Origin of the sequence: Streptomyces chromofuscus, from assembly GCF_015160875.1 — a bacterium.
GTDB classification, from domain to species: Bacteria; Actinomycetota; Actinomycetes; order Streptomycetales; family Streptomycetaceae; genus Streptomyces; species Streptomyces chromofuscus.
The window spans coordinates 5,144,971-5,158,328 of sequence record NZ_CP063374.1; the positions used below are offsets into that span (position 1 = coordinate 5,144,971).

Annotated in this window: 15 protein-coding genes and 3 pseudogenes; 11 read left to right on the forward strand and 7 right to left on the reverse strand. The window is 68.8% G+C overall.

Annotation, left to right across the window (positions count from 1 at the left end):
* The first annotated feature begins 322 nt into the window (after nucleotides 1-322).
* Entirely contained in the window at nucleotides 323-1,411 is a 1,089-nt protein-coding gene (gene ychF, locus IPT68_RS23315; protein ID WP_189696324.1) for a redox-regulated ATPase YchF, read from the forward strand.
* Between the two features lie 84 nt (nucleotides 1,412-1,495).
* Here ychF and IPT68_RS23320 read toward each other — a convergent pair whose 3' ends face one another.
* Nucleotides 1,496-2,506, reverse strand: a complete 1,011-nt coding sequence (locus IPT68_RS23320) for a tyrosine-type recombinase/integrase (protein ID WP_228039824.1) — start codon at nucleotides 2,504-2,506, stop codon at nucleotides 1,496-1,498.
* 156 nt (nucleotides 2,507-2,662) lie between these two features.
* A pseudogene (locus IPT68_RS23325) lies at nucleotides 2,663-2,830 on the reverse strand (XRE family transcriptional regulator); the annotation flags it as partial.
* Nucleotides 2,831-2,854: 24 nt separating this feature from the next.
* Between IPT68_RS23325 and IPT68_RS23330 the strand changes: the two are divergent.
* Nucleotides 2,855-3,532, forward strand: a pseudogene (locus IPT68_RS23330) (relaxase/mobilization nuclease domain-containing protein); the annotation flags it as partial.
* Nucleotides 3,533-3,666: 134 nt separating this feature from the next.
* On the opposite strand, the gene IPT68_RS23335 reads toward IPT68_RS23330, so the two are convergent.
* Nucleotides 3,667-4,494, reverse strand: a complete 828-nt coding sequence (locus IPT68_RS23335; RefSeq protein ID WP_228039826.1) for a hypothetical protein — start codon at nucleotides 4,492-4,494, stop codon at nucleotides 3,667-3,669.
* 218 nt (nucleotides 4,495-4,712) lie between these two features.
* On the opposite strand from IPT68_RS23335, the pseudogene IPT68_RS23340 reads away from it, so the two are divergent.
* The 3 genes and pseudogenes from IPT68_RS23340 to IPT68_RS23350 all read left to right on the forward strand — a co-directional run.
* Nucleotides 4,713-5,189 (forward strand): annotated as a pseudogene (locus IPT68_RS23340) (tetratricopeptide repeat protein); the annotation flags it as partial.
* A 1-nt stretch (nucleotide 5,190) separates the two neighbouring features.
* Entirely contained in the window at nucleotides 5,191-5,727 is a 537-nt protein-coding gene (locus IPT68_RS23345; protein ID WP_189696325.1) for an NUDIX domain-containing protein, read from the forward strand.
* Nucleotides 5,724-6,185 carry a hypothetical protein gene (locus tag IPT68_RS23350; protein ID WP_189696326.1) on the forward strand — a complete coding sequence of 154 codons (462 nt, stop codon included), beginning with the start codon at nucleotides 5,724-5,726 and terminating at the stop codon, nucleotides 6,183-6,185. Before IPT68_RS23345 ends, IPT68_RS23350 begins: the two co-directional genes overlap by 4 nt.
* 18 nt (nucleotides 6,186-6,203) lie before the next feature.
* On the opposite strand, the gene IPT68_RS23355 is transcribed toward IPT68_RS23350, so the two are convergent.
* Nucleotides 6,204-6,746, reverse strand: coding sequence for a hypothetical protein (locus tag IPT68_RS23355; RefSeq protein ID WP_189696327.1), 543 nt, complete (start codon nucleotides 6,744-6,746; stop codon nucleotides 6,204-6,206).
* 96 nt (nucleotides 6,747-6,842) lie between these two features.
* Between IPT68_RS23355 and IPT68_RS23360 the strand changes: the two genes are divergently transcribed.
* The gene (locus tag IPT68_RS23360) at nucleotides 6,843-7,199 is read left to right on the forward strand and encodes a hypothetical protein (protein ID WP_189696328.1); all 357 of its coding nucleotides are present in this window, start codon (nucleotides 6,843-6,845) and stop codon (nucleotides 7,197-7,199) included.
* Between the two features lie 109 nt (nucleotides 7,200-7,308).
* The gene (locus IPT68_RS23365; RefSeq protein WP_228039827.1) at nucleotides 7,309-7,929 is read left to right on the forward strand and encodes a CbrC family protein; all 621 of its coding nucleotides are present in this window, start codon (nucleotides 7,309-7,311) and stop codon (nucleotides 7,927-7,929) included.
* Here the strand turns inward: IPT68_RS23365 and IPT68_RS23370 are convergent.
* Genes IPT68_RS23370 through IPT68_RS23380 form a run of 3 tightly spaced genes read right to left on the reverse strand, consistent with a single transcriptional unit; the run spans nucleotide 7,823 to nucleotide 9,573 of the window.
* Nucleotides 7,823-8,455 carry a DUF6000 family protein gene (locus IPT68_RS23370; RefSeq protein ID WP_189696329.1) on the reverse strand — a complete coding sequence of 211 codons (633 nt, stop codon included), beginning with the start codon at nucleotides 8,453-8,455 and terminating at the stop codon, nucleotides 7,823-7,825. The two genes, IPT68_RS23365 and IPT68_RS23370, sit on opposite strands and share 107 nt — an antisense overlap.
* Before the next feature lie 3 nt (nucleotides 8,456-8,458).
* Entirely contained in the window at nucleotides 8,459-9,190 is a 732-nt protein-coding gene (locus IPT68_RS23375) for a HEAT repeat domain-containing protein (RefSeq protein WP_189696330.1), read from the reverse strand.
* Nucleotides 9,187-9,573, reverse strand: a complete 387-nt coding sequence (locus IPT68_RS23380) for a CPCC family cysteine-rich protein (RefSeq protein WP_189696331.1) — start codon at nucleotides 9,571-9,573, stop codon at nucleotides 9,187-9,189. The genes IPT68_RS23375 and IPT68_RS23380 overlap by 4 nt, the downstream gene beginning before the upstream one ends.
* 767 nt (nucleotides 9,574-10,340) lie before the next feature.
* Between IPT68_RS23380 and IPT68_RS23385 the strand changes: the two genes are divergently transcribed.
* From IPT68_RS23385 to IPT68_RS23400, 4 genes are all read left to right on the forward strand, one after another.
* The gene (locus IPT68_RS23385) at nucleotides 10,341-11,753 is read left to right on the forward strand and encodes a condensation domain-containing protein (protein WP_189696332.1); all 1,413 of its coding nucleotides are present in this window, start codon (nucleotides 10,341-10,343) and stop codon (nucleotides 11,751-11,753) included.
* A gap of 255 nt (nucleotides 11,754-12,008) precedes the next feature.
* Nucleotides 12,009-12,251: a hypothetical protein gene (locus tag IPT68_RS23390; RefSeq protein WP_189696333.1), complete on the forward strand. Its 243-nt coding sequence runs from the start codon at nucleotides 12,009-12,011 to the stop codon at nucleotides 12,249-12,251.
* A gap of 157 nt (nucleotides 12,252-12,408) precedes the next feature.
* Nucleotides 12,409-12,750, forward strand: a complete 342-nt coding sequence (locus IPT68_RS23395; protein ID WP_189696334.1) for a hypothetical protein — start codon at nucleotides 12,409-12,411, stop codon at nucleotides 12,748-12,750.
* Nucleotides 12,751-12,916: 166 nt separating this feature from the next.
* A complete protein-coding gene (locus IPT68_RS23400) occupies nucleotides 12,917-13,201 on the forward strand; it encodes a hypothetical protein (protein ID WP_189696335.1) in 285 nt (94 codons plus the stop codon).
* The last annotated feature ends 157 nt before the right edge of the window (nucleotides 13,202-13,358 follow it).

A 13,358-nucleotide genomic window follows, 5' to 3' on the forward strand; every position in this document is an offset into this window, starting at 1 on the left:
CCACCACCGCCACCACGACCGCCACCGGCGCCGCTGCCACCGCGCCGTGCCTGGGGTGGCAGCGGCGTCGGGGGCGAGGCCCCACGTCCCGGCCCGTGCTGAGGAAATCGCGCCCTGTGTTGCTCCACTGGCCCAACTTAGGTCGGTTAATGTGCCGAATAGGCCGTTCGACACGCCGTTGCGCAAGCTTGACCAAGCGTTCGACTGGGCGCCCGGCCGGAGTGCGGCACCCCGTAAACTGGGGGATCGGCCAGCCGGTCCCCGGCTCCCGGCCCCCGGCCCCTCGGCCTCCACGCCCCTCTCACGTACGGGAAGTCGCAACGTGTCGCTCACGATCGGAATCGTCGGTCTGCCGAATGTCGGCAAGTCGACCCTGTTCAACGCCCTGACCAAGAACGACGTGCTGGCGGCCAACTACCCGTTCGCCACGATCGAGCCGAACGTCGGCGTGGTCGGCGTCCCCGACCCGCGCCTGGCGAAGCTGGCGGAGATCTTCTCCTCGGAGCGGGTGCTGCCGGCCACGGTCGACTTCGTCGACATCGCGGGCATCGTGCGGGGCGCGTCCGAGGGTGAGGGCCTGGGCAACAAGTTCCTGGCGAACATCCGCGAGTCCGACGCGATCTGCCAGGTGATCCGCGCGTTCAAGGACGAGAACGTCGTGCACGTCGACGGCAAGGTCTCGCCCAAGGACGACATCGAGACAATCAACACCGAGCTGATCCTGGCCGACCTCCAGACGATCGAGAAGGTGCTGCCCCGCCTCCAGAAGGAGTCGCGGATCAAGAAGGACGTCGCGCCCAAGGTCAAGGCGGTCGAGGAGGCCAAGGAGATCCTGGAGAAGGGCGACACGCTCTTCGCGCACGGCATCGTCCAGGGCAGCGAGCGCGCCGAGCTCCTGCACGACCTGCACCTGCTCACCACCAAGCCGTTCCTCTACGTCTTCAACGTCGACGAGGACGAGCTGACGGACGACGCCTTCAAGGACGAGCAGCGCGCGCTGGTCGCCCCCGCCGAGGCGATCTTCCTCAACGCCAAGCTGGAGGCGGACCTCGCCGAGCTCGACGAGGACGAGGCCCTGGAGCTGCTCCAGTCCGTGGGCCAGGACGAGCCGGGCCTCGCCACCCTGGCCCGCGTCGGCTTCAACACCCTGGGCCTGCAGACCTACCTCACGGCCGGACCCAAGGAGTCCCGCGCCTGGACCATCAAGAAGGGCGCCACCGCCCCCGAGGCGGCCGGTGTCATCCACACCGACTTCCAGAAGGGCTTCATCAAGGCCGAGGTCATCTCCTTCGGCGACCTGGTGGAGACGGGTTCGGTGGCCGAGGCCCGCGCGAAGGGCAAGGCGCGCATGGAGGGCAAGGACTACGTGATGCAGGACGGGGACGTCGTCGAGTTCCGCTTCAACGTCTGATACGTCCGGCGAAAGGCCGTCTGACCTGCGGCGGAGCGGGTTGGGCGGCCTTTGCGGTCCGCACAGAGTCCGCAGCGTGCTGACTTAGGTCAGCGCGCGGGGGAGCGGCTTCGCCGCTTGGTCGACCGGTGGCTGGGCATCGGCGGACTGGTCCGCGTACGCCTTGTCGACCGCGGCCCGGGTCCGCTCCTCGGAGTCGGGCCACAGGTGGGTGTAGATGTTCAGCGTCATGGCCGCGTTGGTGTGGCCGAGGCGCTCGGAGACCGTCTTCACGGACTCGCCGTGCTTGATCAGCAGGCTGGCGTAGTGATGCCGGAGGGCGTGGGGTCCGGTGCCCTTCGGTATGCCGGCCTTCGCGCAGGCGGGCCGCCAGGACCCGTCCATGAAGTGCGTGCAGACCGCGGGTCCGCCTTGCGGCGCCGTGAAGATCCAGCCCTCGGGCCCATCGGCGGGGAAGTCCCGCAGGTGGGCCTTCATCGCGTCCACCGCCATGCGGGGGAGCGGGACCGTGCGGTGCGAGCGAGCGGTCTTGGGCGGGCAGATGTACACGCCGTGCTTGGCGGTCTGCTGGATCTGCTGCTCGACCGAGACGGTCGCGTGCAGCAGGTCCACGTGCCGGAGCTGGAGGCCGAAGAGTTCGCCGGGGCGGAGCCCGGTGGCCGCGCCGAGCAGCACGAGGCCCTTGTAACGGGCGGGTATCGCCTCGGACAGCGTCCGTACCTGCTCGACGGCCAGGGGCACGATCTTCTTTCGTGGTACCGAGGGCAGCTTCGCCTCGGCGCACGGGTTGTGAGAGATCATCCGGTCACGGACGGCCGCCCGGAAGACGGCGTTGACCGTGTTGAAGACGGACCGTGAGGTGCTGGCGGCCAGCCCGTGCGTGGTGGTCGGACTGGTGACCCAGCTCTGTACGTCGCCGGGCTTGATGGCGCCGAGTGCCCGCTTCTCCCAGGCCGGGTAGACGTAGCAGCGCAGGTGCTGGGCCACCGCCTTGGCCGTGGAAGGCCGGTGCGGCTGGATGGCACGCCATTCCTCCGCGTACTCCTTGAAGGGCTTCTTCGCCGACCGCGGGTCGACGTACTGGCCGGTGACCATGGTGGCCGTGACCTCGTCGAGCCAGCGCTGGGCGTCGATCTTGCGCTCGAAGTGGCGGGCGTGCTCCTTGCCGTCGAGGTCGCGGTAGCGAGCACGTCATTTGCCGTTGGGGCGCTTCTGAATGTTGGCCAAGTGGCCTCTCCTTCGTGTCGGTTGTCAGTAGTGGCCGCCGTTCTCGATGTCGCCGCTGAGCGTGCGAGCGTCGCGCTCGTCGCCCATGAGGCGGAGGCACTGCTCATGGATGGCCCGCGAGCTGTCGGGGTGGGCCTTGATGTGGTCGGCGATGGCGACCACGGCGTGATGCAGGCGATCGCGTGCGTCTCGGGCACATCGCCGGCGCCACGACCGGCCCCCAACCGGGTGGAACTGCGGGTGGCGGCGATGGCGTTCAACCGCGCCCGCCGCTCCGCCATCCGCGCCGACCACCAGGCCGCCACCGCCCTGCGCAAGGCCGCCAAGGAACTCGCCCACGCCTCCAACGAGCCGGGCGGGCTCGCCATCGCCCTGCTCTTCGCCACCGTGCACCTGGCTCGCGCAGCCGCCAAGTGGCACGAGCAGCGCGGCCACGAGCAGCAGGCCGCTGTGGCCGAGGAAGCCTTCCGCTACCTCGAGGCGGGCTACCAGCAGGCCGCCACACCCGTCTTGGCCGACTTGGCCCGCCGCGCACCACGAGCCGCAACCGCCCGCCGCTTCGAGCAAGACGTGCGCGCGGCCCTCCCCAACCACGCCGACCGGATCCTCGCCGACCTCAATTGGACCGCCCTGACCACCACCCTCGCCCACGCCGAGACCGCCGGCCACAACCCCCGACGCCTCCTAGCCGAAGTGGGCACCCAGCGGGAACTCGACAGCGTCGAGCACCCCGCCGAGGTCCTCAACTGGCGCATCACGGCTCAGCCGAACCGGCGGACGCAAGCGGCTCGCATGCGAAGCGCCACCAGCGGCACTTCGGCCCTGTCCGCCACGCCACACCCTCCGGCCACACCAGTGGCCATGAGGCCCGAAGAACGCAGTCGACACCGCTGACCCCGGCCAGCGCAGAGCTGCTCACGTTGATTCCCCACTCGACCGGTGGTCTACGTCCCCGATATCGCTCGAGTGGACGAGATGTCGCTCCGGTCGGCCTCGCACTCAGGTGAGGCCGACCGGCGAACCACGCTTCAGGAGCAGTTCCACTCCTCGCTGGGTAGTGCGTGCCACAGGTCGAGCCAGTCGTGGAGCAGGAAGAGGGGGCGGGTCAGGACGATGTCGCCGGCCCGCTGGGAGCGGATCGCCAGGCCGAGGTCGGCGAAGACCGGATCGCCGGCGACGCTGTACGACAGGCTGCCGGGCCGTGTTGTGCGGTGGACGAGCCAGTCCTCCACGTGGGAAGGCGCGCAGCCGGTCAGCGGGGCTGCGTCCAGTCTCACCTGGGGGCCGGTGAGGGCGTCTGCGGCGACGCACCCCAGGCGGCCGTCGTGAAAAAGGGCCCTGATCCCGCTCTCAGCGAAGTCGGCGTAGTTGAGCTGCTGGTCTTCGCTGTGGTGGGAGTAGGACGAGACGGCCGGTCCTTCGCCGAGGACGCGGGTGATCTCCTCCAAGGTCATTCCGAAGTGCAGGGGGCCGACTCCTACGTACGGCGTGAACGTCCACTCGGCGCGCTCCTCCTCCCGAGCGATCCGCCACGGGCCGCAGTACCCCGCCTCGCTTCCAGCGGCGGCCACGGGCTGCTCGGGTGCTGGCTCGTGCAGGGCGGCCGGTATGGGCGCGGTCCGGTCCTCACGCCGGCGGCCGAGTCGTTTCGGAGCCGCGGTGTCCTCGGGTTGCTCTTCCAGCCGGCGGATCGCCTGCTCCTGCTCCTGGCCGCCGAACGGGTCCTCCGCCAGCTCGCCTGCCCGGTCCAGGGCCGCGCGGCGCTCCTTCTCCGCAGTGACGAGACCAGTGACATCCTCCCCCCAGGCAGCCAGCCGTTCCCGGGCGATCCACCGGTAGTAGGAGTCCGCGCTCACGGCAAGGACCTCGCGAACGGCGGGCGCGTACCGGGGTACGGACGAGGCGAGGGCGGGGTTGCCAGTTCAGCAGTTCGGCGCGAAGCGACCGCCGACCGGCCCTGCGCTCCCACCGGTCTTCGGAGAGTCTGGCTCCACCCCGACCACGGCCGTCTGCTGGCGGGGTCGGTGGCCGGATCGTCGATCCAGCGGATGGACTGCTCCATGAACCACTCGACGGCCCACACGCCCGCGCCTACGCCGCCGTGCACGAGAGCTCCATGGCCGCGCGCGCCCTGCTCGCCGCCGAAGACGCCCTCCTCCGCGATGACGACCCCCAGCCCAGCTACTCCCGCGTCAGCGGCCCCGCCGCCGGCACCGTGGCCAGCCACACCGCCCGCACCCTGACCGACCTCGCCGACCACATCGGCGCCGAACAGCAGCACCGAGACGCCCTCACCCGCTGGGACCCCGAAAAGTACAAGCGCGTCCATGCCCTCACCCACGCCGACCTCGGCGACAGTCTCGCCGCCCAGGCCCTCGCCGACGAAGCGGTCACCGCATGGACCCAGGCCCTGGTCCTGATGGAGGGCATGACCTCCGACCGGACCCGGAAGGCGATTACATCGATCCGCTCCACGCTCGCGGTCTACCAGCGCCGCCGCGTTCCTGGCGCCTCCGATCTCGCCCGCCGTGCCCACGAGGCTCTCGCCTAACATGCCCAACAACCCGCCCGACGAAGGGAACACCGTGGCCCAGCAGACCGACGACCGCTCCCAAGCCCTCAAGCCGGCGCTCGAATCGATGACCCTGCTGGTCGCGGCCGTCATCGTCCACGACAAGGCCACCAACCGCGTCGTCCTCCTCCAGCGCAGCGAAAACGCCAAGTTCGCCCAGGGCCTGTGGGACCTGCCCATCGGCAAGAGTGAGCCGGGCGAACCCATCACGGGGACCGCGGTCCGCGAGCTCTACGAGGAGACGGGCCTCACGGTGAAGCCCGAGTCCCTCAAGGTCGCCCACATCATCCACGGCGCCTGGGGCGTCGAGGCCCCCAACGGCTTCCTCACCGTCGTCTTCGCCGCCCACGAATGGACCGGCGAACCCGAAAACCGCGAACCCCGCAAGCACTCCCAGGTCCGCTGGGTCGACGTCAACTCCATCCCCGAGGCGTTTGTGGATACCACTGCCAGCGCCCTCCACCAATACTTGAATGACGGCTCGGAGGTCTCGCTGGACGGCTGGTCGGCAGCGTGAGCATCACGCTGCTCCACCTCATACCCAAGGACCCGCGCTTTTCGCCTGCGCCGGCTGCGAGCGAGGCTGCGCAGGCCCGGCTACAGCAACTGGTTCCTGAGGCGTTGGGCGGTTACGACGTTGGGGACATCCCCGGCACAGCCTTCATTGATCCCGGGGAGAACTGGTGTGGTGTTCGGTGCCCCGTATGCAGCTCCGATATCGAAGACTGGTGGGGCAACGCGATGGACAGTGCAGCCCGTCCGGACGGCTATTTCGACGCACTTGCCGTGACGATGCCCTGTTGCTCTGCCCAGACGGACTTGAACGCCCTGGACTACGTCTGGGCTGCGGGTTTCGCCAGGTACAGCATCGTAACCACAGATCCAGAATGCGAGCTGCCACTACCGCCAGCCAGCGTCCAGGCGTTGGAGGACCTCCTGGGCACGGACCTGCGACAGGTCATCGCCCGGTACTGACGTCAAGCGCTGGCTTCGCTATGCAGGGCCGCTCGGAAACAGAAGCTCGTACGGCAGGTGATCGTCGTCCGGTACGTGCGGCACGTAGTCCGGGGCCGTGTGTGCGGCCACAGCCAGCAGGCGAGCGGCAGCCTCCTCCTCGGAGAGGGCGGCAAGCCCGAGGGCGTGCAGAAGGCGGTCGCGCTCTGCGTCGAAGTCCGGGTGGTCGGCTCGAAGGTCCGATCCGAGCTCGCTGATGACGAAGCCCTTCGCCAGGTCGCGCCAGAAGGGCAGTACGGCGATGAGCGTGATGGCCTCGACGAGGTCGGCGCCGATCAACGTGGCCTGGCCCTCGGAATCGGCGTACAGGACGGGCCTCTCCTCGGCCCCGGCTTCCCCGCACAGGAAGTACGTGCCGCCGGCGCCGCATCCGGCTATCGGATGTAGGGGGATCCAGGTGGGAAGGGCAAGGTCCTCAATGGGGTCCCGGCGCTCGACGTCGAAGTCGCCAGGCCAGGCGAGCGCGGCAGCAAGGGAAGGCTCCTGTTCGATCCGAAGGAGTAGATCGTCTGGTGCGGGCATGGGTGGAACGTAACAGCGCTCTCGGACATCTGGTGCGGCTGGCATGCTGATCGACGCTGAAGGGGTGCTGTCAGTGGGGCATGGCACGGTTCGGCCATGAGCTATGACCTGGCGGTGTGGGAAGGCAGCAAGCCGGCTGACGATGTGATCGCGGGCGAGGTCCTCACCCAGCTGTACGACCGCTACATCGACACGGAGGAAGAGTTTCCACCGTCACCGCGTATCGCGGAGTACGTTGCTGGGCTCTTGGCGCGATGGGTGGATCTCACGGAGGACGAGGAGGACACCTCCCCCTGGTCGACGGGGCCGTTGATCGGCGAGGCGTCCGGGCCGTTCATCTACTTCCCGATGCGGTACAGCATGGCCGAGGAGGCTTCGGCCTACGCCGCTGATCTCGCGGCATCGACGGGGCTCGTTTGCTATGACCCGCAGGCGCGGCTGCTGCGGCCGTGACCGCCTTCGGATCGAGGGCCGGGTGCAGTCCGGCACGACCTTCCTGTGCGCAGGTGGCGTGACCGGCATGTCCGAGGAGTTGCCCGGTTTTCCCTAACACCCCGACCCGTTGGCGACCGGGGCGGTCGTTGCGTCCAGCACGACGTGCCTCTGTTGCGGGAGGGCGCGGGGGTTCATTCACACGGGCCCGGTGTACGCGGTCGAGGAACTTTCCCACCTGCGGTGCCCGTGGTGCATCGCGGATGGCAGCGCGGCTGCGAAGTACGACGCGCACTTCATCGGTGACCCGGTCGGGGACGATGTCCCGCTTGAGGTCGTGATGCCCGTCGATGCGGGTACGCCGGGCTTCTCATTCTGGCAGGACCCGCGGTGGTTCTTTCACTGCGGTGACGGTACGGCGTTCATGGGGGCGGTCGGGGCGGCCGAGTTGGCCGCGTTCCCGGATGCGCGGGAGGAACTGCGCAGCGAGGCCGGCGTGTGGGGGTGGTCCGCCGGGGCAGTGGAGAGCTATCTGGGTGCTCTGGACAAGGACAGTCAGCCCACCGGCTACCTTTTCAAGTGCCGTACCTGCGGCCGGTACATGGCGTACGCGGACTCACGTAGCCGCAGTCAGACAGCTGCGGCTACGGCCGGGTCCAGCCGTTGGCGAAGTCGCATGGGAGGTCCGTCCAGCGGCGACGCTCGACGGGGGTGTAGGCGGGGTTGTCGCGGAGGTGGGCCAGGGCGTTGACCCACTGGTCCCAGAGACCATCAGGCTGGGTGAAGCGGTCCGCATGGTGGGTGCCAAGGTGCGCGTCGAGGCGGAGGAGTGCACCGAGGGCTGCTGGCTGGTCGTAGCGGAGGTCGGTGCGGGGGAGGTAGCGGTTCAGGTAGGAGGCGAGGATCTCGGCGTCCGCGTGGGTGCCGAAGCGGGCCAGGGCGAAGCAGTAGGCGCTGCCGGAGAAGCAGAACTCGCTGGCCAGGAGCAGGTCGCCGATGCGTTCGCGGAACGTGGCGCGTCGGCCTACGCCGATCAGCCAGGCGGCGGTGAGGCGTGAGCGCCACTCGTAGCCGAGGAGGGCCTCCAGCTCGTCATCGGTGATCGTGACTGCGTCGTCGATGAGGTGACGGGCGAAGCGTTCGGCATGTGGCCACCCGGGCCGCAGGACGCGACCGCTCTTCAGTTCGCGGTAGCGCGGATGGTCCGAGTCCTTCCTCGTCACATAGCGCTCGATTACGTAGCCGCAGCCGATCTCCTCGGGGTGCTGGAACGGCATCGGTCACCACTCCGGGTACAGGTCGGCACGGTCGATCCAGGTGGGGGCGACGAAGATGTTGCTGCCGGTGGGGGCTTCGGACGCTTCCAGCAGGGACCAGGTGCGGGACTCTTCGACCAGGTGCTCCCAGGGCGCGGTCCAGTCGAGTTCCCAATCCAGGCCGGGACCGGAGATGCCGTACGTGCGGCCGGCGTCCACTCGCCAGAACTGGGAGTAGAGGATCACCTGGGCGTGGTCGGCCAGGTCGTTGACGATCTCGGTGAAGTGGGCCGAGGGCCAGCCTGGGGCGTTGTCCGCAGCGGTGGGGCCTAGGCGTGCGGTGAGCGGTGGGACGACGGGGGTGCGTGCGCCGAGTTCGGTCAGCGCCCAGCGGATGCCGACGGACTCGGTCCAGTCCGGTGGGGTCGCCCGTTCCAGGCAGGCGCGGTAGGCGCGGCGCAGGGGCTCGATGGCGCCGTCGAGCTCCAGGCTCGCCAGGGCCATGGCCGCCCATTCGCGGACGGTCGGGTTGTCGCTGTCCAGCAGGCCGATGAGAACGGGGCCGCAACGTGGATCGCCCACCTCCTCGAAGACCTCGATGGCGGTCAGCTGACCGAAGCCGCTGAGGGAGGGCAGGCCGTTGATGACGGCGGGTATGGCGTCGGCGCCGATCCAGATCAGCTCCGCGCGGGCGTCGTAGGACTCGTCGGCCTTGCCGTCGAGCTGCTGGACGAGTGTCTCGATGTGGGAGGTCATGACGCGGAGTGGTCCCGGCGCCAGAAGGTGGGCAGCCACCAGCAGAGCACCGAGTGGTCGTCGGGCCACGGGGCGCGGTCCTCGGCCGTCCAGTCCTCGAAGGAGTCCCGTGTCAGATCGATGGGGCGCCAGGCGGGGTCGAGCGGTTCGTCCTCGGCCGGCGGGCGGACGTGCCGGCGGCCGTGCTCGTCGCAGGCGCCGAAGTCCTGGTAGTTCCGCTGGGCCTCGATCAGGGAGACCTTGTTCGCGCCGCCGCTCATGGTGGGCCAGCGGAACTGGACCCCGTCGTCCTCCCAGAAGCAGACGGGGCAGATCTCGTACGAGCCGGGCATCGCGTCCAGCACGCGGTGCCCGCAGCAGGGACAGGGGTAGGAGTCGCTCACCTGCGCAGTCTCCTTGCAGGCCCCGCCGGTGTGCCAGGGATTTCGCCGCCTCGGAGCCCCAGGCCAGTCCGCAGCCAGTCCGCAGGACACCCGTCAACGGCCGTCGGGAGCCAACGCATGCCGACCATAAAATCCCGGGCCAGAGCCCTGGAGGGGGCTCCGCCGCAGGTCAGGATCGGGCCGCAGACGTTCCGCTTCAACGTCTAGCGGCGCCACGGTGCGCGTTCGCCGATCTTGCGGACGCCAAGGCCGGGCGGGGTCGGGTCGCTGGCGGTCCGGCCCCGTTCCGCCCGCACTCCGTGGACGGTGACGTCCAACGTCCACATTCCGGGTGACCGCTCCGCTTCCGTCGACCTTCCGCCCTGGCGACCTTTCTGCCGCCCGTCCGGATGCCGCGCGAACACCTTCCGTGCAGGGGGTGTCAGCGTGTGTGCGCGAAGCGCGGGAGACCTTCCCGGCAGGTGACCGGCTGGTCCGATGCCAGTCGGTTCGCAACGCCGGCACGGCGGTCCACAAGTAGGGCGATGCGGCGTCTCGTTCAGCCACACTGGTGGCGCGCGTACCATCTCCTCGTTGCAGCCTCGGGCTCCGTGGCAGCCGGGCGGTCCGCCGGAGTGGCCGGTCAGCGGTACGCGCTCACCATTGAGGTATCGCTTCACCGTTCGACATGTCACACATACCGCTGAAAAGTCCGCGACACAACGATCACCGCGCGCGCACGGCCCCCACTTGATCAAGCTGGTGTCTTCAGCGAAGGAGACGCCACCGTGCGAATTTCTGACATTCAGCGCTGTGAGGTCCGGGCCGGACGGCTCGTCGAGTGGACGTTCAGCAAGGCGACCATCGCGGCCGCGGCAGCGCTGCCGCCGGATCCGCGGCCGCCGGCATACATTCAGGAGTCGCACATCAGGACGGCGCGACTGGTGCGGGAAGACGGTCTGTTCGTACCGACTTGGCTGGGCACGGCGTTCGACCTGCCGGGCCGAGCCGACCTCGACGCGCTGGAACAGGCCCTGCGTGGCTGGACGCTGCGCCACGAGACCCTGCGCAGCGGCTTCCGGTGGGTCGGCGACGACATGCACCGTTTCACGCTCCGCGGCAACGACGTGTCGCTGCAGCGCGAGGTGATCGGCGACTTCGTCGACACGGAGACGCTGACCCGGTACCTGCAGGATCGATTCGACGTCGCGGCGGACGCGCTCGGCTGGCCGAACATCATCTATGCCGCGATCGTCCGCGACGAATCCACCAGTGTGTACATGGCCTTCGACCACACCAACGTCGACGCCTACTCCCTCCAGCGCATCCCGGACGAAATTCACGAACTCTACGTCGCGGGCGTCATGGGGCGACCTCTCAGCGGCGCACCCGCGCGAAGTTACGTCGACTTCTGCCAGCAGGAACGGACAGACGCGGACGGGATCGACGACACACACGTGATCGTCGCGCGCTGGCGGGAGTTCATCGGACGGTGTGACGGGAGGCTGCCGGAGTTCCCTGTCGACCTCGGTCTGCGTCCCGGTGACCCGCTGCCCACCCAGAAGTTGGTGTGCGAGCCGCTTGTCGACGCGGAGGCCGCCGCCGCGTTCGAGGCTCACTGCCGACCCTACGGCGGAAGCCTGGTAGGCATTTTGGCCGCGACCAGTCTGATCGTCCAGGAACTCGGTGGGCAGCCGGTCTACCGTACGGTGGTGCCGTTCCACACCCGGCTGAAGTCCGCGTGGTCGGACTCCGTGGGCTGGTACGTCGGCGGCGCACCCATCGAAGTGCCCGCGGCACGCGACTTCCACGGGGCGCTGGAGACGGTCCGCGCCGAGTTGCGGGCCAACCGGTCACTGGCGCGCATTCCACTGGCCCGCGTACTGCGTCTGCTCGGCAGGGACTTCCGCCCGAACTCCCCCGACATGTACTCGATCGTCTCTTACGTGGACGCCCGCCTCATCCCGGGCGCGGCCCACTGGGCCGAGCAGAGGGCGTACGGGCTGATCCGGGTGTCGTACGGCGACCAGGTGTGCGTCTGGGTCAACCGGCTGCACGAGGGACTGTGGTTCGCCTGCCGGTACCCGGACACCGACGTCGCCTACAAGAACGTGCGGCGCTATGTCGAAGGGCTGCGGGACCTGATCGTCTCCGTCTCGGCGCGCGATCGCGTCCTGGCCCCGGAATGGGAATTCTCGTGACGCGATTCCTTCTTCTTCCAGTCGAGTTGGCGCGGGCGTCGAGCCGTGCCTGATCCCTGTTGCCCTGACGTGAGGGCGCGGACTGAACGGCAATCCAGCTGCTTATACGGCCAATTGACGTCCATCCGGTGATGGTGTGAGCCAATGCCCCTCGGAGGGAGGCTCAGTGTGGCAAGTCGCGAGTGATTACTGATAGTGTCCATACAGTCACGGTAGGCAATCAGCCTCGATGTACGAGCGAGAACCGAGGGTTCCATGCGCAAGCTTCAGCAGGTCGTGATCGCAGCAGTGGCGGCGGGCGGCCTGTCCGCCGTCGGCGCCGGTACCGCTACCGCCGACGCCCCTGACAGCGGAGTGCGGTTGACCGACCTCTACCGCCCCTACCAGGAGTGCAGTCCGCAGACGGTGTCCGAGAACGACGTCCCGATCGGTGTGCTCGGCCTCGCGGGCGCCATGGACACGGCCTGCGGCCAGTACAACAACGCCTTCACCGGCTGAGTTCGGCGGCGTCGACGCGCCCGAGGCTCGGCGGACCTTTCGCGGCCGGCCTCGAAGGGCCCCCTTCCCCGGGCCGGTTGTCTGAGTGTCGAAGACGGTGCCCGGCCCGCCCGGTGTTCAGGGGTGCCGGGCATCCCTACGAAGGGAAGCGCATCACATGTTCAGCAGGAAGAAGATCGCGGTGGTCTCGGTGCTCGTCGGCGGCCTCGCAGTGGCCTGCGCCGGAACGAGCCATGCGACTGTCGGGGAGACCTCGGGAGGCTGTACTCGTGACCTCCTGGGCAACATCTCCTGCACTCAGCGGATCCAGGGCGTGATCCCCGAGGACGGCGTCGTCCCCCACCAGGAGACCTGCATGCCGGTGAAGCCGTTGACGCTGCCCGCCGCCTGGGGGACCGGGACGACACGGCTCGGGCCTGAGGTGACCTGTTCCCCTACGACTACGGGAGCGCCCGACGAGGCTGACGGCGTGCCGGAGTCGTTCGGCCTGACGGGCTGAGTACGGCAGACCACATCCTTCCGGCCGACGTCGTTCCCTGCTGCGCGACGCGGCACGGGCCGACACGACGTCGAGAACGTAGATCCCGAAATGTGACCAACTGTGCGTATATGATCACAAACAGTATTCAAGCCGGGCAACTCGCCTGGGTAAGAAAGGGTCATTCATGCACAAGTTGCAGCGCGTTGCAGTCGTCGCCGTGGCGGTCGCGGGACTGTCCGCCTTCGGTGCCGGGGTCAGCTTCGCCGGCGAGGGCGACACTCCGCCTGTCACCGCCGTGGCCAACTCGTCGGCCAACGCCGTGGCTGTCGGCGGCGGCTACTACGTTCAGCCGCACGCCGCGCCGGAGCAGCAGAAGCACGGCGAGCCCGAGCAGGACTACGGCCAGCACGGCGAGGGTGAGCACGGTGAGGGCCAGCACGGCGAGGGTGAGCACGGCGAGGGCGAGTAAAGGCGTACCGAGAGCTCATTCTCTTGGCGCTACCACGGGCCATCGACCTTCTTCGGAAGCGAGAAGCTCAGGGCACACCACCGCAACGGCCTGATCCCGACTCGGCCTGCTCCCTCGTGTGCTGAGTGACATCCGTGGCGAAGGCAGCCCGGACGCG

What these genes read in the sequence shown, in the direction of transcription:
- IPT68_RS23400 (WP_189696335.1), top strand. Translation starts at nt 12,917, where the DNA reads ATGCACAAGTTGCAGCGCGTTGCAGTCGTCGCCGTGGCGGTCGCGGGA.
- IPT68_RS23345 (WP_189696325.1), top strand. Translation starts at nt 5,191, where the DNA reads ATGCCCAACAACCCGCCCGACGAAGGGAACACCGTGGCCCAGCAGACC.
- IPT68_RS23395 (WP_189696334.1), top strand. Translation starts at nt 12,409, where the DNA reads ATGTTCAGCAGGAAGAAGATCGCGGTGGTCTCGGTGCTCGTCGGCGGC.
- IPT68_RS23390 (WP_189696333.1), top strand. Translation starts at nt 12,009, where the DNA reads ATGCGCAAGCTTCAGCAGGTCGTGATCGCAGCAGTGGCGGCGGGCGGC.
- IPT68_RS23355 (WP_189696327.1), bottom strand. Translation starts at nt 6,746, where the DNA reads ATGCCCGCACCAGACGATCTACTCCTTCGGATCGAACAGGAGCCTTCC.
- IPT68_RS23360 (WP_189696328.1), top strand. Translation starts at nt 6,843, where the DNA reads ATGAGCTATGACCTGGCGGTGTGGGAAGGCAGCAAGCCGGCTGACGAT.
- IPT68_RS23370 (WP_189696329.1), bottom strand. Translation starts at nt 8,455, where the DNA reads ATGCCGTTCCAGCACCCCGAGGAGATCGGCTGCGGCTACGTAATCGAG.
- IPT68_RS23375 (WP_189696330.1), bottom strand. Translation starts at nt 9,190, where the DNA reads ATGACCTCCCACATCGAGACACTCGTCCAGCAGCTCGACGGCAAGGCC.
- IPT68_RS23320 (WP_228039824.1), bottom strand. Translation starts at nt 2,506, where the DNA reads ATGGTCACCGGCCAGTACGTCGACCCGCGGTCGGCGAAGAAGCCCTTC.